Annotated in this window: 20 protein-coding genes; 11 read left to right on the top strand and 9 right to left on the bottom strand. The window is 39.2% G+C overall.

The window, feature by feature from the left end; genetic code table 11:
* Positions 1-215 precede the first annotated feature (215 nt).
* Positions 216-692, top strand: a complete 477-nt coding sequence (locus tag BVC88_RS08105; protein ID WP_075350158.1) for a hypothetical protein — start codon at positions 216-218, stop codon at positions 690-692.
* A 291-nt stretch (positions 693-983) separates the two neighbouring features.
* On the opposite strand, the gene recF is transcribed toward BVC88_RS08105, so the two are convergent.
* Positions 984-2,072, bottom strand: coding sequence for a DNA replication/repair protein RecF (recF, locus tag BVC88_RS08095; RefSeq protein ID WP_075350156.1), 1,089 nt, complete (start codon positions 2,070-2,072; stop codon positions 984-986).
* Between the two features lie 91 nt (positions 2,073-2,163).
* Here recF and pdhA point away from each other — a divergent pair, with 91 nt between their 5' ends.
* From pdhA to BVC88_RS08070, 5 genes are all read left to right on the top strand, one after another.
* Positions 2,164-3,183, top strand: coding sequence for a pyruvate dehydrogenase (acetyl-transferring) E1 component subunit alpha (pdhA, locus tag BVC88_RS08090; protein WP_075350155.1), 1,020 nt, complete (start codon positions 2,164-2,166; stop codon positions 3,181-3,183).
* A gap of 113 nt (positions 3,184-3,296) precedes the next feature.
* Entirely contained in the window at positions 3,297-4,004 is a 708-nt protein-coding gene (locus BVC88_RS08085) for a tetratricopeptide repeat protein (protein ID WP_075350154.1), read from the top strand.
* A 194-nt stretch (positions 4,005-4,198) separates the two neighbouring features.
* Positions 4,199-4,675 carry a 6,7-dimethyl-8-ribityllumazine synthase gene (ribH, locus tag BVC88_RS08080; protein ID WP_075350153.1) on the top strand — a complete coding sequence of 159 codons (477 nt, stop codon included), beginning with the start codon at positions 4,199-4,201 and terminating at the stop codon, positions 4,673-4,675.
* 38 nt (positions 4,676-4,713) lie between these two features.
* Positions 4,714-6,033, top strand: coding sequence for an aspartate kinase (locus BVC88_RS08075; RefSeq protein ID WP_075350152.1), 1,320 nt, complete (start codon positions 4,714-4,716; stop codon positions 6,031-6,033).
* Between the two features lie 199 nt (positions 6,034-6,232).
* Complete coding sequence (locus tag BVC88_RS08070) at positions 6,233-6,568, top strand: DUF6787 family protein (RefSeq protein ID WP_075350151.1); 336 nt, start codon at positions 6,233-6,235, stop codon at positions 6,566-6,568.
* A gap of 228 nt (positions 6,569-6,796) precedes the next feature.
* Here BVC88_RS08070 and recG read toward each other — a convergent pair whose 3' ends face one another.
* Positions 6,797-8,890 (bottom strand): ATP-dependent DNA helicase RecG, encoded by a 2,094-nt coding sequence (gene recG, locus BVC88_RS08065; RefSeq protein WP_075350150.1) that lies wholly within the window; start codon positions 8,888-8,890, stop codon positions 6,797-6,799.
* A gap of 72 nt (positions 8,891-8,962) precedes the next feature.
* On the bottom strand, positions 8,963-10,039 hold the full coding sequence (locus tag BVC88_RS08060; RefSeq protein WP_075350149.1) for a phosphotransferase enzyme family protein: 1,077 nt from the start codon (positions 10,037-10,039) through the stop codon (positions 8,963-8,965).
* Positions 10,040-10,297: 258 nt separating this feature from the next.
* Here BVC88_RS08060 and BVC88_RS08055 point away from each other — a divergent pair, with 258 nt between their 5' ends.
* A complete protein-coding gene (locus BVC88_RS08055; RefSeq protein ID WP_075350148.1) occupies positions 10,298-12,073 on the top strand; it encodes a sodium:solute symporter family protein in 1,776 nt (591 codons plus the stop codon).
* Here BVC88_RS08055 and gldD read toward each other — a convergent pair.
* Entirely contained in the window at positions 12,070-12,645 is a 576-nt protein-coding gene (gldD, locus tag BVC88_RS08050) for a gliding motility lipoprotein GldD (RefSeq protein WP_075350147.1), read from the bottom strand. The genes BVC88_RS08055 and gldD overlap by 4 nt on opposite strands.
* Before the next feature lie 76 nt (positions 12,646-12,721).
* Here gldD and BVC88_RS08045 point away from each other — a divergent pair, with 76 nt between their 5' ends.
* Positions 12,722-13,252, top strand: a complete 531-nt coding sequence (locus tag BVC88_RS08045; RefSeq protein WP_075350146.1) for a DinB family protein — start codon at positions 12,722-12,724, stop codon at positions 13,250-13,252.
* A gap of 59 nt (positions 13,253-13,311) precedes the next feature.
* On the opposite strand, the gene BVC88_RS08040 is transcribed toward BVC88_RS08045, so the two are convergent.
* From BVC88_RS08040 to BVC88_RS08030, 3 genes are all read right to left on the bottom strand, one after another.
* Entirely contained in the window at positions 13,312-13,914 is a 603-nt protein-coding gene (locus tag BVC88_RS08040; RefSeq protein WP_075350145.1) for a nitroreductase family protein, read from the bottom strand.
* Between the two features lie 70 nt (positions 13,915-13,984).
* A complete protein-coding gene (locus tag BVC88_RS08035) occupies positions 13,985-15,496 on the bottom strand; it encodes a S10 family peptidase (RefSeq protein ID WP_075350144.1) in 1,512 nt (503 codons plus the stop codon).
* Positions 15,497-15,548: 52 nt separating this feature from the next.
* On the bottom strand, positions 15,549-16,268 hold the full coding sequence (locus BVC88_RS08030) for a DNA alkylation repair protein (RefSeq protein ID WP_075350143.1): 720 nt from the start codon (positions 16,266-16,268) through the stop codon (positions 15,549-15,551).
* 309 nt (positions 16,269-16,577) lie between these two features.
* On the opposite strand from BVC88_RS08030, the gene BVC88_RS08025 reads away from it, so the two are divergent.
* The 3 genes from BVC88_RS08025 (at position 16,578) to BVC88_RS08015 (ending at position 19,554) form a co-directional block, all read left to right on the top strand.
* Entirely contained in the window at positions 16,578-18,548 is a 1,971-nt protein-coding gene (locus BVC88_RS08025; RefSeq protein WP_175574392.1) for a sensor histidine kinase, read from the top strand.
* The gene (locus BVC88_RS08020; protein ID WP_075350141.1) at positions 18,541-19,176 is read left to right on the top strand and encodes a response regulator transcription factor; all 636 of its coding nucleotides are present in this window, start codon (positions 18,541-18,543) and stop codon (positions 19,174-19,176) included. The genes BVC88_RS08025 and BVC88_RS08020 overlap by 8 nt, the downstream gene beginning before the upstream one ends.
* A gap of 99 nt (positions 19,177-19,275) precedes the next feature.
* Positions 19,276-19,554, top strand: a complete 279-nt coding sequence (locus tag BVC88_RS08015) for a hypothetical protein (RefSeq protein WP_075350140.1) — start codon at positions 19,276-19,278, stop codon at positions 19,552-19,554.
* A gap of 17 nt (positions 19,555-19,571) precedes the next feature.
* Here the strand turns inward: BVC88_RS08015 and BVC88_RS08010 are convergent, their stop codons facing one another.
* Both BVC88_RS08010 and trhO read right to left on the bottom strand, forming a co-directional pair.
* Positions 19,572-20,429, bottom strand: coding sequence for a nucleoside phosphorylase (locus tag BVC88_RS08010; protein ID WP_075350139.1), 858 nt, complete (start codon positions 20,427-20,429; stop codon positions 19,572-19,574).
* Positions 20,430-20,435: 6 nt separating this feature from the next.
* Complete coding sequence (gene trhO / locus BVC88_RS08005; protein WP_075350138.1) at positions 20,436-21,407, bottom strand: oxygen-dependent tRNA uridine(34) hydroxylase TrhO; 972 nt, start codon at positions 21,405-21,407, stop codon at positions 20,436-20,438.
* Between the last annotated feature and the right edge of the window lie 8 nt (positions 21,408-21,415).

Raw genomic sequence — 21,415 nt, 5'->3', positions numbered from 1 at the left:
CAAACAACCAAAAAAATGAAAACACAAAACACAAAACACAAAACACAGTACGGAAATTAATTTTTTCACTGTGGATTATTACGATTTTTTTTCTTCCCTCTTGCATTGATAATGAGCAAGAAGATCTAAATAGGCAGGATTTTGAACTAATATCACTTTTAAAATCTGATAAATTATTTCAAAACTATTTTTCAAAGCAAATAGAGCTTCAAAAAATGATTTATGATAGAATAGCTAGTTCAAGAAAAAATAACCAATTGATTGAAGTCAGTAGTGTTCAAGAAATTTCTGAAATACTGGAACTACCTGAAGGTCTATTTGAAAATCATGAATTATTAGTAAGCAAAATGATTCTTCATCTATACACGGAGTATCCCGAATTAAATCAAATGAAGGAAAATCGAATTTTTGAAATCCTAAGTAAATCTAGAAATGAAATTTTTCCTAAGCCCTCAATTAGTAATTTGAAATCTTCAAATTATAGGATTTTAGACTCATGTGATGATAGGTTTGCGGAAGACTTTAATCGAATTCATCATAATTACGATTTTTCTGTATTTATGTGTTTTGCTTTGGCAGGAGTTTCAGGACATGCAGGTGTTATAACTTGCGAGGCAATGGCATTGGTAAATATGACTATTCAAATGGCACAAGCTATGGATAATCACACGTTATGTAAAGCTGCAAATTAGAAGTTATGGAAAATTTTCAATATTTGATAGTTGGGATTTTATTGATTTACTTGATTTTTGAATTTATTAGGAATTTCAATAAATATAAAAAAGGTAAAGTAGTATGGATTAGTATTGCAAGCTCCTTTTCATTGTTTGTGGCGATATATTTTATTGTCTTTAAACCTCAGCTTGTTTTGGACTATTGGTGGGTATTGTTGCTGTTAATTATTCCAAATATTTATTTTCAATATCTTAAGTATAATTTAAAGGACAAATAAGAATGAGTTTAAGAGGCTTCGGCCTCTTTTTTTATCCTTTCTCCATCTCAAAAAATCGCAGCTCCGCATCCAAATCTCCCAGAATCTTCTTCGATCGCTCCGGCCGGGCATCGGTCAGGAAGATCTGACCAAAAGTATGCTTGGAGATCAGCTGCATTAGCTGCGCAATCCTGAGATCATCGAGCTTGTCGAATATATCATCCAAAAGTAGCAGTGGCTTTTCGCCTCTTGACTTTTCAAAAATCTGAAACTGCCCAAGCTTCAGTGCAATGATAAAGGACTTCTGCTGGCCCTGACTCCCGATCTTTCGGATGGGATGATCGCCAATCTGAAAGTTGAAATCATCCTTATGAATTCCCGCATTGCTGTTTTTCGTGATCAAGTCCTTTTTCCGAAGGCTTAAGAAATAGGAATCAAAATCTTCCCTTAAAGCTTCCGTCTCATAAGTGATGGTGACTTTTTCCTGCCCTTGGGAAATCTCTTCATAATCCCGCTGAAGGAGCGGTGCCAATTCTTGAAGCAATTCCGATCTCCGCAAGGCTAAAAACTTACTCAAGACTATCAACTCCTGATCGTAGCTTTCTAATAAAGTCAAATCCCGACGGCCTGTTTCCGCAAATTGCTTCAGCAAGGCATTTCGTTGTTTCAAAAAATGATGATAGCGAATCAACTTATCCAAATAACTATGATCGAGCTGTGAAATCAAGCCATCAAAGAATTTACGCCTGCCATCGCTTCCCCCTTTAATCAACTCTGTATCATCAGGCGCGATCAAAACCAGAGGAATCAAACCCACATGTTCTGAGATTTTGTCTAAAGCCTTTCCATTTTGATAGATAAGTTTCTTCTTGCCCAGCTCAAAAGTGCATCGCACCTCCACCGGCTTATCGCTGAGTTCAAATTGCCCTTTGATCGCAAAGAAATCCTGTTCATGCTGCACATTGAGGCTATCACTGGACTGGACGGCACTTTTGGTGAGTGAGAGGTAATGAATGGCATCGAGAATGTTTGTTTTCCCTGATCCATTGAGCCCTACAAAGCAGTTCAACTGAGCGCTGAAGTCGAAATGACGCTTTTCATGATTTTTGAATTGGATAAGATCAAGCGACTTCAGATACATGTGTTTGGGTAATTATTTTGGCGGTAGCCTGATTTTTAGGGATGCTTGCTTATATTTGAAATCTAAAAATAGCACATTTTGATTTTAAGATATGGCAAAGAAAACTGCAGCGACCAAGTCTAAGGTTAACTATTCGAAAGAAACTTATTCTTATTGGTACGAAAGCATGCTCCTAATGAGGAGATTCGAGGAAAAGGCAGGACAGCTTTACGGGCAGCAAAAAATCAGAGGATTCTGTCATTTATACATTGGACAGGAAGCTTGCGCCTCAGGAGCAATTTCCGCTTTGACTAAAGATGATAAGTGGATTACCGCTTACAGGTGCCATGCACATCCATTGGGATTAGGTACTGATCCGGGAGCGGTGATGGCAGAACTTTTTGGCAAAGCTACCGGAACGACCAAAGGAAAAGGTGGCTCGATGCACATCTTTGACAAAGAGAAAAATTTCTATGGTGGACACGGAATCGTAGGCGCACAAGTGCCGATGGGTCTAGGTCTCGGTTTTGCAGAAAAATACAAAGGCACTAAAAACCTTGCGATTTGCTACATGGGTGATGGAGCGGTACGTCAGGGAGCTTTTCACGAAGCGCTAAACTTGGCGATGCTATACAAAACTCCAGTGATTTTCGTAATCGAAAATAACGGCTACGCGATGGGAACTGCTGTAAAACGCTCTTCCAATGTGGACGACCTTTCAACTCTTGGGGAATCCTATGATATGCCATCATTTGCAGTAGATGGAATGAATGTAGAAGCGGTACATGAGGCAGTAGCCGAGGCTGCAGACAGAGCTAGAAGAGGTGATGGGCCGACGCTTTTGGAAATGCGAACTTACCGCTACAAGGGCCACTCCATGTCTGATCCTCAGAAGTACCGAACCAAAGAGGAGGTTGAAGAATACAAGCAACGTGATCCAATCGAGCAAGTCTTAGGCACTATCCGTGACCATAAGATTTTGACTGAGGAAGAAATCGAAGCAATCATCGCAAAAGTGAAAAATCAAGTGAACGAGGCAGTGAAATTTGCCGAAGAATCTCCTTGGCCTGATGGAATGGATGCTTTCAAAGACGTCTATGTCCAAGAAGACTACCCTTTTGTAATGGAGTAAACACATACTAATCAATAGCTTAAGCCATGAATTGAAATCTAAATTCATGGCTTTGGTATTTGGCTTTGGTTAAATTATAAAAACCGTATATTTGCGGCTGAAAATCGAGTAACATGGCAACGAAACAATCTAAAAAAGCGCAAGATCAAACAGATCTAATAGAAAACCCGGAAGTAATCGCTTCAAGATTAGAAAAGGGAGAAGCTTTTTTAAAACAAAATAGCAAAGTATTTGCGGGCGTATTGATAGCTGCGATAATATTGATAGGTGGGATTTTGTTCTTCCAAATCAATACTGCAAATCAAAATGAAAATGCGCAGAAGGAAATGTTCCAGGCTGTTTATTTCTACGAGCAGGACAGCATCCAGCTTGCCCTCAATGGAGATGGAATTAATTCTGGATTCCTAAGTATTGTGGATGAATATCCTCGTACAGATGCGGCAAATTTGGCGCACTACTACATCGGGTCAATCTATCTTTCTGAGCGAAATTATGAGGGTGCATTGACTCACTTAGAGCAATTCTCTGCTGACGATTATCTTATACAAGCAAAAGCTTATTCTTTGATAGGCGATGCAAATATGGAACTGGGTAATACAGATGCTGCTATCACAAATTATAAAAAAGCTGCAGATACTAATGAAAACAAATACTTTACTCCAAAATATTTGAACAAGCTTGCGATCGCTTATGAAGAAGCAGGTAAAATTCAAGAAGCAATTGATACCTACGGTACCATTGAGGAGAAGTATTATGAGTCATTCGAATTTTCTGCTGCACGAAAACACAAAGCTCGCTTGGAAGGCCTTGCCGCTAAGTAATGCTTTGATTGCAATGCATTCTAGAAGAGTAAGGCCTTGAGGTCTTACTCTTTTTTTTGTTCATCCCATGACCTCTTCTCAAACCATTCCTTTAGAATTTAACTTTATCTCTTGTATTGATCTTCTTGACTCTTGATTATTTAATCTTGGCTCAAAAATCCTACATCTAAAATCTAACATCTAATATTCTCCCTATGGCCACTACACTAAAAAGTCTCAGCGAACATTCCTCCAAAAATATTCAGGACATCAGCGACAAAACCTTCGGGATCATAGTCTCTGAATGGAACGAGGAGGTTACAGAAGCTTTATTTTCCGGAGCCTATCAAACTTTGATTCAGCACGGTGCTAAGAAGAAAAATATTATTCGAAAAAATGTTCCAGGTTCATTCGAGCTTTCTCTTGCTGCACAATGGTTGGCTAAAGAAGAATCAATCGATGCTGTTATTTGCTTAGGTTGTGTGATTCAGGGAGAGACAAAACATTTTGATTTTATCTGTGATGCAGTTGCGCATGGCATTACCAATGTCAGCTTGAAATATAACAAGCCGGTAATTTTCGGAGTATTAACCCCTAATACGCAGCAGCAAGCACTTGACCGCGCAGGAGGAAAGCATGGTAATAAAGGTGATGAAGCAGCTATTACGGCGATCAAAATGCTGGGATTCTAAAAAAACAAACCTACCTACACACTCAACCTATTTATTGTATGAAAATCATGAAATTCGGAGGAACCTCTGTGGGTCGACCGGAAAGAATGCATCAGGTCAAAGACCTAATCACCCGAGGTGACGAGCCAAAGATCGTGGTGCTTTCAGCACTATCCGGTACAACCAATTCCCTTGTTGGAATAGGTGAGGCGCTGGCTGCAGCTGATAGAAGCTTGGCAAAATTGAGAATCGAAGAGTTGCACAGCCATTATCTAGCTTTTTATCCGGAACTTTTAAAAACAACCGAAGCAAGGGCAAAGGCCGAAGCGATTATCCAGGAACATTTTGAATTTCTAAACATCTTATTGAAAATTTCCTTTAACGAGGCGATCAACCGGGATATTTTGGCGCAGGGCGAACTGCTTTCTACCAAATTATTTCAAACACTTTTAGAGGAATTGAATATTCCTTCTGTCTTCTTGGTTGCTTTGGACTTCATGAGTATTGATGAAAATTCAGAGCCGGAATTGAGTAAAATATCTGAAAAACTGACTGCCATCCTCGCGCTACATCCGGGAGAAAAAATCTTTGTAACACAAGGCTACATTTGCAAAAATCATCGTAATGAGGTGGATAATCTCAAGCGAGGGGGCTCTGACTATACGGCTTCTCTGATCGCAGCGGCGATTCAAGCCTCTGCCTGCGAGATTTGGACGGATATCGATGGCATGCACAACAATGACCCAAGAGTCGTCGATCGCACTAGACCAATCGCCGAAATGTCTTTTGATGAAGCGGCTGAGTTAGCCTACTTTGGAGCAAAAATCCTTCATCCGGCTTCCATTTGGCCAGCCCAGCAGTTCAATGTTCCGGTGAAACTTCTCAATACCATGGAGCCAGAAGCTCATGGAACTTTGATCAAGGAGAAAGTGGAGACTACCGGTGTAAAGGCAATTGCTGCGAAAGACGGAATCACTGCGATTAAAATCAAATCGACTCGAATGCTTTTAGCCTATGGATTCCTCCGAAAGGTTTTTGAAATTTTCGAAAAGTATAAAACGCCTATCGATATGATTACAACTTCTGAAGTGGCCGTATCGGTAACGATTGATGATTTGAGCCATTTAAGTCAAATTCTGGAAGAGCTGAACCAATTTGGAACAGTGGAAGTAGACCAAAATCAGACAATTATTTGTATCGTAGGAAATTTGGTCTCGGAAACCAAAGGTGTCTTAAAGTCAGTGATGGATGCGCTTCTTCCATATCCTGTTCGGATGGTTTCCTATGGTGGTAGCCGACATAACGTTTCAGTTCTATTAGATTCAACCTATAAAAAGGCTGCACTTCAAAGTCTCAATGAAGGGGTGTTTAAGTGGTAGTAGGAGAATAAGAGATTTGAGATTAAGAGAATCGGAATAAAACAGATTACTATAATTGAAGAGCCGGGTTTTGATCCGGCTCTTTTTTTAAATCTCAGTAGTTCCGGCGTTCGGTCTTCCGTCTAAAAATAAAAAGAGAGTCGGTCCAGTGGAGAAATAGAGGGCAATGATATTAATAAGTTCCTATTACTTTTGTCAGATGGAAAAAGATAACCCTAAGCAGGGATTTCTTCAGCGATTACAAACTAAATGGAAACTGGATAGCCTTTTTCAGGTAGTCATGGTGCTTGTAGTTTTTGCCTGTACTGGTTTTACCATTTTATTTATCAAAAACCCCATCCTAAACTTCTTTGGAGTAGAGCGAGGTGGTGGTCAAGGATTTCTAAATACCCTTTTGTATTTGCTTTTGGTCTTACCACTCTACCAAATCTTCCTGTTGATCTATGGTTTTATCTTTGGCCAGTTTCGGTTTTTCTGGGAAAAGGAAAAGCAGATTTTTAGAAGGATTGGAGCATTATTTTCGAAGAAGAAATAAAAATTCAATGGAGCTAAGCGACTGAATACAAACAACACTCCATAAATTTTTCAATGTCTATATCCGCTTTCATACCAGTAACCAAATTTTCCTGATGTTCACCTCGACTTCGCTCGGTGAACGTTAGGTTTTAAGTTAAGTTGGGGGAAGTCGAGGCTATTTTGATCTACTGGTATCATTGCAGACAATCAAATTTTTCAATTTTCAAATCTTGCAATCTTAAATTAGTTAAGAAATCCTACTCCAATTCACTGCATGTTTTTTCTGTTGTCTGATCTGCCTAAGAATTGAAGCGTTTTCCGGTAAACTCAAATCAGGATCATTTGCTAAAACTTGCTGAGCTGCATCTCTTGCCAAAGTCAAAATTGGGGCATCTTTGCTCAAGTCAGCAATCAATAAATCCGTAATCCCACTCTGCTGGGTTCCCATCAAATCGCCAGGCCCTCGAAGCCTGAGATCCACGTCCGCTATCTCAAAACCGTCATTAGTTCGCACCATCGTATCTAAACGAACTCTCGAATCTTTGGACAACTCATATTTGCTCATCAGCACGCAGTAGCTCTGCTCTGCTCCTCTACCTACTCTTCCTCGCAGTTGGTGCAACTGAGACAATCCAAATCGCTCTGCATTTTCGATGATCATTACCGAAGCATTTGGTACATTAACACCTACCTCGATGACGGTTGTTGCCACCATGATTTTGGTTTCGCCCTTGACAAATCGCTGCATCTCGTAGTCTTTCGCATCGGCCTTCATACTCCCGTTGACTATACTTACAGGATAATTAGGAAAGGCTCTTGAAATACTTTCATACCCATCCATGACATTTTTCAAATCCAATGTCTCCGACTCTTCAATCAGTGGATATACAATATAAACTTGCCTTCCTTTTTTGATTTCCTCATTGATAAATCCAAACACCTTCAAGCGATCCTTATCATAGCGATGGACTGTCTGAATTGGCTTCCTTCCCGCCGGAAGTTCATCTATCACAGATACATCCAAGTCCCCATAAAGTGTCATCGCTAGTGTCCTTGGAATTGGCGTGGCGGTCATCACCAAAACATGTGGGATAAATGTTTCATTCTTAGCCCAGAGTTTAGCACGCTGCGCTACACCAAATCGGTGCTGCTCATCGACGATTGCCAAACCTAGATTTTGAAACTGAACAATATCCTCCAACAGCGCATGAGTTCCGATCAGAATTTTGAGTTCGCCGGAAAGTAATTCTTCATGAATCACTCGACGCTGGGCTTTTTTTGAAGAGCCTGTCAGCAAAGCGATCTTAATACCCATCATGTCGGCATATTCTTTCAATCCTTCATAATGTTGATTCGCTAGGATCTCCGTTGGAGCCATCAAACAAGTCTGAGCTCCGGAACTGATTGCAATCAAGGCACAAATAAACGCCACCATGGTTTTCCCAGAACCCACATCACCTTGGATCAGGCGATTCATCTGCTTCCCGGATTTCATATCCATAAAGGATTCTCGGATCACGCGCTTTTGGGCATTGGTCAGTTCGAAGGGAATGTGATTATTGTAAAATTCAGTTAGCAACTCCGTGTTTCCCAAGATTTGGCCACGATACTTTTCAGTTCGGGTGACCTTCATCTTCAGAAGCCGCAGCTGCAAGTAAAAAAACTCTTCAAATTTCAGTCGCTTTCTAGCCCGCTGAAGCAGATTTGGCTCAGAAGGAAAATGAATTTGTCTGATCGACTCTTGCCTTCCGATCAATTGATATTGTTCTCGAATCGAGTCAGGAATGGTCTCTTGAATATGTGGTAAACTTCCCTGAACAAGTCCCTCCATGATTTTGGAAATCCCTCGGGAATCCAAAAACCGATTTCGAAGTTTCTCCGTTGTCGAATAAACCGGTTGGAAATTATTTCGATGCTCATTCGCTGCAGTCACTGGCTCCATTTCTGGATGGGCAATACTCCATTTCCTACCGAAAAGGGCTGGCTTTCCCAAGAAAATAAAAACTGCTCCAACAGGTAGTTTTTTCTGAACCCATTGAATCCCTTTAAACCAAGTCAATTCCATTTCTCCGGTTTCATCCGCTACATGGGCTACCAATCGATTTTTGTTTCCCATGGAGACAAGCTCCACTTTCTTGATCTTGGCAATGATTTGGACGTTTTCTAAGTCTGCTGAGAGCTCCCGGATTTTCCAAAACTTAGTCCGATCCTCGTAGCGAAAAGGATAATGCTGCAGGAGTTCCCCATAGGTGAAGATATTCAACTCCTTATTGATCAGTGCCGCTTTTTGCGGACCGACACCTTTGAGAAATTCTATTTTGGTATCAAAAAAACCAGCCAAGGAGATTTATTTTTGGGGAATAAGCAAATTAAACCCAGTATGGACAATAGGCAATAGAAATGACCTGAATTGTCAAGAATCAATTTGAATTCCGGTGATTTCCGAAAACACCTTTTTTATTTCACCCCGATTAGCCTGAAGACTTTTAAGCAAGATCATTTGATTTTTTGCACGGTGTAAATTCTGTTCCTGATAATCTACATTGTAATAAACATTACCCTCCAAATGGTCCGTAAAAAAACGAACACCCATCAAACAGGTCATCACTTCACCCCCTATCAGTAATGATTCAGCCTCTATTTTAGTAATCAAATCAGCGGCTCCTGCCCAGTAGCCTTCTAGAAGTTTTTCAAAAACCGAAAGGACTACTTTTTGATTCTCCCAAGCTTGACTGGTCTCCTCTTCTGCACTTGCCACCGTCCGGACTAAATCCCCAAAATCATAGAGTAAATAGCCTGGCATGATCGTATCGAGATCTATTACTGCGGCTACTTTTGCAAGATCAGAGGAGAAAATCAGGTTATTAATTTTGGTATCGTTGTGTGTGAGACGTTCTGGAATTTGAGCAGTGATTTGAAGATACTCCTTTACTAATTCATTCTGGTTGATGTAAAAATCCAGAATCTCCTGTTCCTCGGGATTCAGATTTTTGGCTGATTTTGCTACTTCCTCCAATCTTTGGAATCGAAGATCGAGTCGGTGAAAGTTTGGGATGGTTTCCTCAAACTGATTCAACGAAAATGAATCCGCCCATTTGGAAAAAAGGGCATAAGCTTCAGCAGCCTTTTTTGCCTGACTTAGATCATTGATTTGCTGCAAGGTTTTTCCTTCTACAAAGTCAAACAACCTGTAAAGCTTTCCTTGAAACTCTACCATGCCTGTACCTTTTCGATTTAGGATTGGCAAGGGAATTTGAAATGGCAACTGAGTCAGATCACCTGATTTACTTAATACCGAAAGATTTTTTTCGATTCGATCCGGATGCTTAAATACATTTGAATTGAAGCCTTGAAGGATAAATTCCCGCTTTCCGATCTCGATAAAAAATGTCTGATGAATCAGACCGGCACCAAACTTTTGGAAGCTAAACACTTCCAATTCCTCAAAGTGATATTGCCTAAGCAACTCAAGAATGTCCTGTCGATTCATGGTCAAAACTACTGAGATTTTTAAAAATGGTAGAAATTAAATCTGGGATTATTAAAAAACAAATATTCGAAGTAGCCAATGTATTTTATGAATTGAAAGAAAATCAAGGAACCAGAATCAGGTTAAAAAGACACAAATACTACAGGAATATTGTCAGGCCTATAGTTTTTCAGAAAGTTTTTAGAATTTATTAAATAAGTTAAAAGACAATTAGCTATTTTTTTGTTAATTGAAACACCAAAATAAACCCACCATCCTATGAATGTTACCGGAATTGACTGGGCGATAATTTTCGCCTTCTTTGTCATCTCCTTGCTGATCGGAGTTTTCACTTCAAGAAAGGCAGGAACATCTGCAAAAGAGTTTTTCTTATCTGGCAGAAATATGCCTTGGTGGCTCTTGGGTGTTTCGATGGTTGCAACCACATTTTCTGCCGACACTCCTAATTTGGTCACGGATATCGTTCGAAAGAACGGAGTAGCAGGCAACTGGGCCTGGTGGGCATTTCTATTAACTGGAATGTTAACAGTTTTTGTGTACGCGAAGCTTTGGAGAAGATCTGAGGTTACCACCGATCTGGAGTTCTATGAGCTTCGCTATTCTGGTAAGGGCGCAGCATTTTTGAGAGCTTTCCGGGCAATTTACTTAGGAGTATTCTTTAATGTCGTGATTATGGCGACTGTTTCACTCGCTGCAATCAAAATTGGAGGCGTAATGCTTGGCCTGAGTCCTATTCAGACTTTACTTATCGCCTCAATTGTCACAGTGGTATACAGTTCACTTGGGGGTCTAAAAGGAGTTTTACTTACCGATTTCTTTCAATTCTTTATCGCAATGATAGGCGCTTTTGGGGCTGCATATTACATTCTTGATCTTCCTCAAATTGGTTCTTTGAATAACCTCTTGACTCATGAGAATGTAGCTGGAAAGCTCGATTTCCTTCCTGATTTCTCCGATCCTAATGCTTATATCCCCTTGTTTTTGATGCCAATTGCAATCCAGTGGTGGGCTACCTGGTACCCAGGAGCTGAGCCGGGAGGAGGAGGATACATTGCCCAACGAATGCTATCTGCCAAGGATGAGAAAAATGCCATTGGAGCTACTTTGTTTTTCAATATCGCCCATTATGCATTGAGACCTTGGCCGTGGATTTTGATCGCATTAGCTTCTTTAATTGTATTTCCAAATGTGTCTGATATCTCTGCTGCTTTTCCAAATATCCCTGTGGATAAACTTGGAGATGATTTGGCCTATTCTGCCATGTTAACTTTCCTTCCCACAGGATTAATTGGGATTGTGCTAGCCTCACTAATTGCAGCGGTGATGTCTACACTTTCAACACACCTGAACTGGGGTTCCTCCTACATTGTAAATGATTTCTATTTACGATTTTTAAAACCTGAAGCTTCAGACAAAGAATTAGTAGCTGTGGGTAGAATTTCCACCGTTGGCTTGATGGCCCTATCGGCAGTTCTCGCTTTAGCACTTTCCAGTGCTTTGGATGCCTTTAATATTTTACTTCAAATCGGAGCTGGAACTGGATTGATCTTTATCCTAAGATGGTTTTGGTGGAGAATCAACGCATACACCGAGATTTCAGCAATGGCTATTTCCTTTGTAGTCGCTATTTTCTTTGAAGTGATCAACCCTAAAGTAAACTGGATTTTAATCCCTGAAAATCAAGCTTATCTCAAGCTGATTTATAGTGTGTCTATTACTACTGTTGGATGGCTATTGGTTACGTTCATTACTCAACCTGAAAAAGATGAAGTCTTATTGAGTTTCTATCGAAAAGTAACTCCAGCAGCATTTGGCTGGAAAAAAGTATTAGATCGTTATCCAAACGAAAAACAGACCATTGGTCAACTTCCAAAAGAAATTGGATTGATGATGGTAGGTTCAGCGATGGTTTATGCAGCATTATTTTCCACAGGGTTCTTTCTATATGGGAATATGCTTGGTGGATTTATCGCTGGAGCGATTGCGCTCGTCGGAGGTGCCGTAATTATCCGCTCTTGGAAAAACCTGAATTAATCTAAAAACTTGACAGAATTCATCAGGTGGGCCATGTCCACCTTGATGTATTCTATTACAGGGGCAAGCGAATCATTCTTCAGCGCAGTATTAAAATAAAGTGCTCCTCTCAAAAAATGATGGGTTGAGTCTGTTACAAAAAACTGAAACTGAGTAGGCACTTCACCCTCCAGCTCTGCAACTACTCCAGAATATCCTTGCGGAGTAACTAAAATGGCTTCTTCGATCCCATAAGCCTTTTTTTGATGCTTTGCCGTTAATCGAAAAGCATCTTCAGAAAGCATTTTGAAATTGACATTTTCACCATCTATTTTTTTATAAGTCAAATGAACTTTCGCTCCGAAATCGACATAGTTTAAGTTTATCCAAGTGTCTTCATTCAGGTTAAATGAGTCTTTCTCCACTTGCGAAGATTCTGAGTATTCTAAGGAGTAAGGGTAACCCTCCTCAAGTTTCACAAATTGATGTTGGGGCAAATCTATTCGATTATACCCAGGTGGTTTTGGTAAATAATTTTGATCGCAGGAAGCCAACAAAAGGACACACAAAACCAAGGAAAAAGTTTTTCTCATGATTTAAAATTAGACAATCGATTTGATTTCACTTGAGAATAATGGATTTTTAACATCAAACAAACCCCAACAAGTAATGAAAAGGCTAGCAAAAATTATTACAGGTAGTATTTTATTGGGCATTTACTTTTTAGTAAGTACCCAAGTAATGGCTCAAACTTCTAAGGAAGAATTCATGAGCAAGTGGAAAAACAGTAAGCAGTTTACGTTGGATGTTTTGGATAAAATGCCGGATTCAGGCATGGATTATAAAACTGATCCTGCTGCAATGTCCTTCAAAGAGCAAATCCACCATATAGGATCTGCTATTGTTGGAATTTCCCAAGGCTATTTAATGGGAGGTCAACCTGATTTCACAATTGATCTTGCGACTGCATCCAAAGCAGAATTATCAGCCTATGTTGCTAAATGCTATGATTATGGAACAAAGGCAATGGCTGCTATAACTCCTGAACAAGGAAAAGAGACACAAGATGTATTTGGAAATCAAGTTTCCAGAAATCAAGTAATGGCCCTTTTAATGGATCACTCCACTCACCATAGAGGAGCGGCGATTGCTTACCTTAGATCAAATGGTGTAGAGCCACCAGCATTTGTCGGTTTCTAAATTCCTAATTCCATAAAAAAAGCGACGATTAATCGTCGCTTTTTTTATCAGCAATTGAATTATTCTCTAATCCAAGCCACTTTTTCATCCAAGGAATCTCTTTTGCCTTCTGGCCAATTTTCGGTTGCTGGTTTAGCCACATAGAAGAATCCCATAAGGATATCTTCACCTTCCAACCCAAAATCTTCCCTTGCTTCTGGCCAGAAAGTCGGTCCACCGGTTCCCCAATAGGCTGCAAGTCCATGTGCAGAAGCTGTCAAATACATATTTTGAACCGCCATAGCAGTAGCTGAAATTTCTTCCATCAAAGGAATACCTTCTGATCTTTTCATCAAAATTGCAATCACGTGAGATGCTTTTTGAGGGTTATCCAAAAATTTCTGATAAGTACCTTCCAAAAACGGGGTTCCATTTTTCTCAGCACGCATCTTGTACATCTCCGCTTGATATTTGCCAAATGTCTTCAATCCTTCACCAGTATAGACAATGAATTGCCATGGCTGGGTAAGCTTATGAGTCGGTGCCCATCGCGCATTCTCAAGCATTTCTTCTATGATGGAATCATCTACAGGATCATTTTCTTTAAACTGAGCAACAAACATAGACCTTCGTCCACGGATGATTTTATTGACTTCTTCGATATTGAAATCGGGTTTTTGCATGATTTTTAAATTTTATTCTTTAATACAAATAGGATTTGGAGTTCGTAAAGTTCACTGACTTTGAAACAATTTACTTGATCAAATTTGAAATGAAATCTCGAATATCATTTGATAAGGCATCGAAATCCCCTTGGCGATTATACATCATATGACCAGCTTCGTAATATTTCATAGCAATCCGGTCTTGGGGAAAATCATGTCTGGCAAAAGTAAATTCCGAATCAAAAAATGGCGTAATAAGATCGTAATAGCCATTTGCTACCATAACTTTCATTGCAGTATTCCGATGCATTGCCTCACTCAAAGATCTGGCAGTACTTACATAGCTTGGTTCCCAATAAGCCCCATCCGGTACAGGCTTCCAATTCCAAGACCCGCCCATTCCTTCAGCGGATCCAAAATAAGGCTCGTCAAGTTCTACTTTAAGGTCTTTTCGTAAATAATTCTGAAAAACTGCGGTATAAGCTGCATCCGTCATAAAACTACTTGCATCACCAAGCACAGGTCCTTCTGCGGATTTGTCTGTTTCGGTTGCAAAATATCTTCCATCCAAAGTCCCAATCGCTTTTCCTTGATCACGAAGTAATTCCTTCTTGAAGCGATGCATCAAAATCTGATTATTGGATTGAAGAATATAATTTCGATCCAGTCCGGTGAAATATGCCAGCTTTTCAGCAATTGCTTCTTTTTGGGCTATCGTTTGTTTTTCACCTAAAAATAAAGCTTCTAAATATTCACCATATGCAAACTCTCTCGCCTCTTGTACAAATTCCTTCAAACTCTTATCCAATCCAGCTTTACCATGGTACTGAGCGGTGACTGCCATAGAGGGAAGATAGGTAAAGAAAGAGGTAAGGTTATCTGGCCAAGAAGATGACCCCGCATAGTCAAGAGCTTGGGAAATCAACACTATCCCATTCAAGGCCATAGTTTGTCCTCCACCTTCCAAGACCTCAGCGATTTTTGCAGCTCGGGTTGTCCCAAAGCTTTCTCCGGCAATAAATTTGGGGGCTTGCCATCTTCCATGCTTGGTCACCCAAATTCTAATAAACTGTGAAATCGATTCTGCGTCCTCATTCAAACCCCAAAAATCCTTGTTTTCTCCAACTCCAATCGCCTTTGAAAAGCCTGTTCCTATCGGATCAATAAAAACCAAATCCGTGATGTCCAGCAGCGCTTGAGGATTGTCCACAAAACGATATGGTGCAGCTCCATCATCAATACCAGGATCATCTCCTGTCTTTACTACTTTGGGACCAAAAAATCCCATGTGAAGCCAAACTGATGCCGAACCGGGACCACCGTTAAATATGAAGAGCACTGGGCGATTCGTCTCGTCCATTCCATCCCTCAAGTAAGAAGTACTCCAAAGGGAGCCAATCACCTCACCCTTACTATTCTTGAGATGAGTTTCGCCGACCACAGATTTATAAGAGAGTTTAACCCCTCCAAAGGTACCCGTGTGGCTCTGTTCATAGCTTTTTGGAGCTGGGATTTCCGATTTTTCAACTACTTTCTCTTCCTGAGAAAAGGCTATTTGACTGATGAAAAAAATTGATAATGAGAGTAAGACTCGTTTCATGGAATTTAAATTTTTAAGAAAATAAAGATACAGACTTTAATTAGGGAGAAAACTAGAATACTTCCCCCTTTAAAATTTGGAGCCGGAGATTTTGATCAAACTTCTCAATCGAATAGCGAAGTGCTGTTCGAGGCATAATTTTGGAATATTTCCGAAGGAATTCAAGTTCAACTTCTTGATTCATTTTTCCGATTTCTCGCAACATCCAACCTACTGCTTTATGGATCAAATCATGTGGATGGCTTATTAAAATTTCTGCAAGGTTTAGTGCATCTCCAAATTCGCCTCTTTTAATCCAATAGAGGGAAGAGATCATTGCAATACGCTGCTTCCAAAGATTCCCGGATTTTGCTAAATCATAAAAGAGCATCTTGTCTCTCCTAAAATAAAAGTGCCCAAGAATGGGATGACAAGTGGTATCAACCAAATCCCAGTTGTTGATAAACTCCATATGGTTAAGATAAAAATCCACCAATTTCTGTTGTGTTTCCTCAGTTTTGGCTTTTTGATACCGATAGACCAACATAAACAAAGCAGTCAATCGGACTTCGTGATAAGGATCTAGAAGCAATTCTGTGATTTCTTCTAGGGTGATTTCTGAGTAGCAAGACTTTGCAATTTTTCGCTGCTCGGGTACGACAACTCCTAAAAACATATCTCCTTCTCCATATTCACCGGGCATAGCCTTAAAAAATCGGGGAAAGAAAGCTGCTTTCTCCGGAATTCCTTTTTCTTGAAGCGCAAGTTTTATTTGAATACACAATTCGGTCATTCCTAAAAATAGAAAAGGCTGATCATTTGACAGAACAAATCTTAAAAAACCAACCAGCTAAACTCTATAAGTATTGTTTTACTGTCATTTGATCCAATGCTTTTCTGAATAAATAGACCCGCGCCCCTTAAAAATCAAATAGTGTCTATCAGGAGGAACGACTTGAAATCAACTCTTACTGACTGATATTTTTTCAGAAACTCAAGACCAAATACCCCAGTTTCAAATGAAAAAACTGATATTCTGTTTTATAATTAAATGATTTTCAACCATTATTTGATAATTTGCCCTTCTAATCACCCCTTGTTTTTGAAACTCTTATTCCTTTTAATCACCATTTTAGGACTAACCTTTCAAAAGGTTAACGGTCAAGATCTCCCCAAATCCTCTCTGGAAAGACTCATCTCAGACTATCGTAAACTAGATGAATCTGACAGTCTTTCGGGTGTTTTATTGCGAAAAATCATTGAAGAAAGTGAAAGGGAAAAAGAATATGATACGCTTGCGAAGTATGGAGTTCGTTTTTTTAGAAATCGAGCTCCAGGACTTGGAGATCAGAATGAGGAATTAGAAATCCTTCAAAAAATTACCACTTACGATTCTTTGATAAAAAGCAGTAGCCTCAAGGGGACTGTTCATCTAAAATTTGCAGGTGCTTTATTTAATTTCCAAAGATATCCAGAGGCTATTCGCGAATACACCATTGCAAGTGAAACATTTCCTCCGACTGATTCACTGTTAATTGCTGATAGTTTTTTATTTCGTGCACAAGCTCAGGAGAGTATAGGCAATCTGATACCATCTATGAACGATTATCAAAAAGCCAGAACAATCTACCAATCCCTTGGAAATGAACAATATGAGAACTTTGCACTATCAGGAATTGCAATTCTCTTTAGCAAATTCAGTATCTATGATGAGGCTGAAAAAATTAGAATTGAATTAAGGGATTATTATCAAAAAACAGGCTCGCCGATAGATAGGGCTATACAAATCTATAATCAAGCAGAGGATTATGAAAAATTAGGATTGGACTCGAAGAAAAAAGAAGCCTTATTATCTATCAATAGCCAACTACCCTTTGAAGAACCAGCTCCCTATCTGGAAACTTTTCTAAAACTCAAGCTTGCAATCATTTTTGCTGAAGAAGGGAATTTGGAAGAACAAAAACGTTTATTCACTCAAGCAGAGGAATTGATCCTAGAGTATCAGCCAATTGAAGCAAATAATCTTATTTATCTCTACGCAAAGTATTGGAATAAGCTAAACTCTGGAGATGAATATGGAGCTTTAGGTCTAGCCAAACAAATGCTTGCTAAAGCGAAAGAGACGAAGGAAATGGACCATTATTTTTATGCTTATCAGGTTCTTGGAAATTCCCATGAAAGAGTTGGAGATTTTAAAAATGCTTTAAAATATCAAAAGGACTTGAAGGCTTTTCAGGATTCTTTATTTGTGGCGAATAGGGCTACAACTTTTTCATATTATCAAACCCTTTACGAAACAGAGAAAAAAGAATCAGAAATTGCCAAAAAGACAGCCCAAATAGAAGAAATCAACCGGTTTAACAGAACCAGAATCCGAATATTTGTTTCGGTAATTATTGTACTGCTTGTACTCGGAGTTTTACTTTTTCTATGGAAAAACTTACAAGCCACACGGAAAAAAGCAGAACTGCAATCCAAATTTTCTCAGGAACTTCTTAAAAATCAGGAAGAGGAAAGACTCCGCATTTCAAAAGACTTACACGATGGACTGGGACAAAGTCTGCTTTTAATAAAAAATAAAGTTCGTTTAAATCAAGATTTACCCACTGGTGAATTATTAGATACTGCAATTAATGAACTTCGAGCTATAGCACGGTCTTTGCACCCTATGCAATTGGAAAAACTAGGGCTAGCCAAAGCGATTAAATATTTGCTGGACCAAGTTGATAGAGAAACAGCAATTTTTGTAAGTTCAGAAATTGAAGATTTGAGAGGAACTTTAGAAAAATCCAAGGAACTTCAGATTTATAGAATCTTCCAAGAATCACTAAACAATATCTTGAAACATTCGGAAGCCTCAGCAATTCAAGTAAGTTTGGTCAAATTGAAAGACAAGGTCACAATGACAATTTCAGATAATGGAAAAGGATTTGATTTTTCTGAAAAATACAACGATTTTCAAAGTCTGGGACTTAAAACATTGAAAGAGCGAACCGGAGCAATACAAGGGACTATGAAAGTAAGCAGTGAGAAGGGGAAAGGAACAATTCTGAGTTTTTCGGTAAATGTCTGAACAAAAACCAACTATAATAATCGCAGATGATCACCCCATCTTACTCAAGGGACTCAGTGATTTTCTCTCCGATCTAGGATATTTTATTCTGGGAACTGCTACTGATGGCCTTTCCGCCCTGAATCTTATCAAAGAATTTTCCCCAGACTTAGCGATTCTGGATATGGAAATGCCTAAAATGACTGGATTGGAAATCGCTGCAAAATGCCAAAATGAAAAAATCCAAACCAAAATCATTCTACTTACTTTCCATAAAGAGCTCTATCTCTACCAACAAGCTAAAGAGCTGAACCTTTCGGGGTATATTTTGAAAGATTTTGCATTAGATGACCTTTCCACAGCCATTTCCAAAATAATGGAAGGGGGACAGTTTTTCAGTGAAAAAATCTTTGATGAATTGAAGGAAGATGGCATGGATCAAAACGAAAATCCGCTGACACCTTCAGAAGTAAAAATTCTAAGGTTAATTGCGCTAGGACTCTCCACCAAAGAAATTGCAGGGAAACTTTTTATTTCAGAACGAACAATTGAGAAACATAGAAGTAATATGATCTCAAAATTAAATCTTGAAAAGAAACATAACTCCCTGTTAATCTGGGCACAGAAAAACAAGGAAATCATCAATTAATCCACTTTTTGTCTTTTCTCAAGGAAAAATACGTAGAAATACGTATTGTCTATTTTTCGAACCTAAGGTAGATTTGATCAATTCTTTTAGGGTAAGGAAATGAAAATCACAAGTTCACACGGAAATTTTAAGATTATTCAAACGATAAAAAATCGTGATGAATTATTGGTTTTGGCTTCTTGGTCAAACCTTGTGAAGCAGTTTGGAAGTGAGCGTATTTTCCTGATCAATGAGAAAGATTCTCTTTTTGGAATTTATATCTGCAAGCAAGAATGCTCAGATTTTATGTCTAAAATGATTCAAAATATTGATTACCACGAGTGGGAGGATTTCAAAATGGATTTTTCAAGTATCCATAATAAAAATCTATCCGCTTAAAGTCAAGGGTGATTTTTTCAACAGAAACTTTCAAGCGCTGCCTGGATGAGTATCTCCACGGTTTTTTCAGCCTTTTTATCAAACTCCTGAGTCACTCGATTAGCCACAATAGCATTTAAACTCAGCATATTGTGTCCCAATAATTCCCCCAGACCATAATAACCGGCTGTTTCCATCTCAAAATTGGTAAGTCGATTTCCCTCGCAATTTAAACTTGCCAACTTATCCATCATAGATTCGATTATTGGCTTCAAGCGAACTTCTCTTCCCTGTGGAGCATAAAATCCAGGAGCAGTTAAGGTAGTCCCGACTAAAAATGAATCCGTCAACCTTTCCAACAAAACTTGAGAAGCATTTGCTTCGTAAGGTGAAAAGCCTAAATCCAACTCTTTCTTAACTGCATTGGCAAAAGATTGAGAATTTGGAAGTTCTGGGTAAAACTGAAAAAGTGTATCTAAGCCAATCGCTTTTCTCGAGGCTAGGATTGAGCCAACTGGGATATCTTTCTGCATAGCTCCTGAGGTGCCTAAGCGAACAATCTGAAGCTTCTGCTTAGTATCCTTCACTTGACGAGTTGACAAATCAATATTGACAAGAGCATCCAGTTCCGTCATGAGAATCTCGATATTATCAGTTCCCATCCCTGTACTAATGACTGATACTCGTTGATTCCCAATGTATCCGGTGTGTGTAATGAATTCTCGTTTGGAAGCCTGAAACTCCATCCGATCAAAATACTTCGAAACCATTCCTACACGATCTGGATCGCCCACCGTGAAAATAGTTGAGGCCAGATGTTCTGGCCTCAAATGTAAATGATATACTGACCCGTCAGGATTTAAGATCAATTCGGATTCAGGGATTACTTTATTCACGATTAGCTATTTTAAAATTTCTGCTTTATCACTTTTGCGGTAAAGTCCTTTGTATGGATTATATCCATTGGTGTTTTTCTGATAATAACCAGTACCATCATAAGGTCGCTTTTCAGGGTTTTCCTTACATTCTTCTGAGCAGGCACCTTCCATTTTCCAGCCACATTCTTCACAAATTGGAACATGGGCATTGCAAGTTGAATTGGAACAATTGACCATTCTGTCTGAATTGGTACCGCAAACATGACAGGTAGAAATCACTTTCGGATTTACTTTATTTACTTCAACCGCAATTCGATTATCAAAGACGTAACATTTTCCTTCAAAATCTTCACCACCAGCCTCCATGCCGTATTTAATGATTCCGCCATGTAGTTGATACACATCTTCAAAACCTTGTTCTAACAAAAAAGCAGAAGCTTTTTCACATTTGATTCCTCCAGTGCAATAGGTTAAGACTTTCTTATTTTTCAAATGTTCAAGTTCCTTCACTTTTTCAGGAAAGTCCCTAAAATTATCAATATCAAGCCTAAGCGCATTTTTAAAATGCCCCAACTCATGTTCGTAATTGGAACGCACATCAAGGATAACAACATCTTCCTGATCCTTCAATGCTTTAAACTCTTTTGGCTCCAAGTGCTTTCCGGTTTTGACATTGGGATCTAAATGTCTTAGGGAAGAATGGACAATTTCAGGCTTATAACGCACATGGATTTTGGTAAATGCATGCTTATCAAAGCTGTCGATTTTAAATTCTGTCTTCGCAAATCTTGGGTCAGAATGAATGAAATCCATGTATTTTTGGCAGTCTTCAACGAGTCCTGAAGCAGTACCATTCAGACCTTCATCAGAAATGATAATCCGACCACGAATGTTGTTTTCTACACAAAATAAATGATGCTCTTCCCGGTATTCTTCCGGGTTTTCAATTTTTGCGTAGCAGTAATAGAGGAGAATTTGATAGTCTGTGTTTTCCATAACTTGTG

It is taken from the genome of Algoriphagus marinus, from assembly GCF_001936475.1.
Taxonomy (GTDB): Bacteria; Bacteroidota; Bacteroidia; order Cytophagales; family Cyclobacteriaceae; genus Algoriphagus; species Algoriphagus marinus.
The sequence above is the reverse complement of the archived record's forward strand: the minus strand, read 5'-3'. Positions and strand labels throughout refer to the sequence as shown.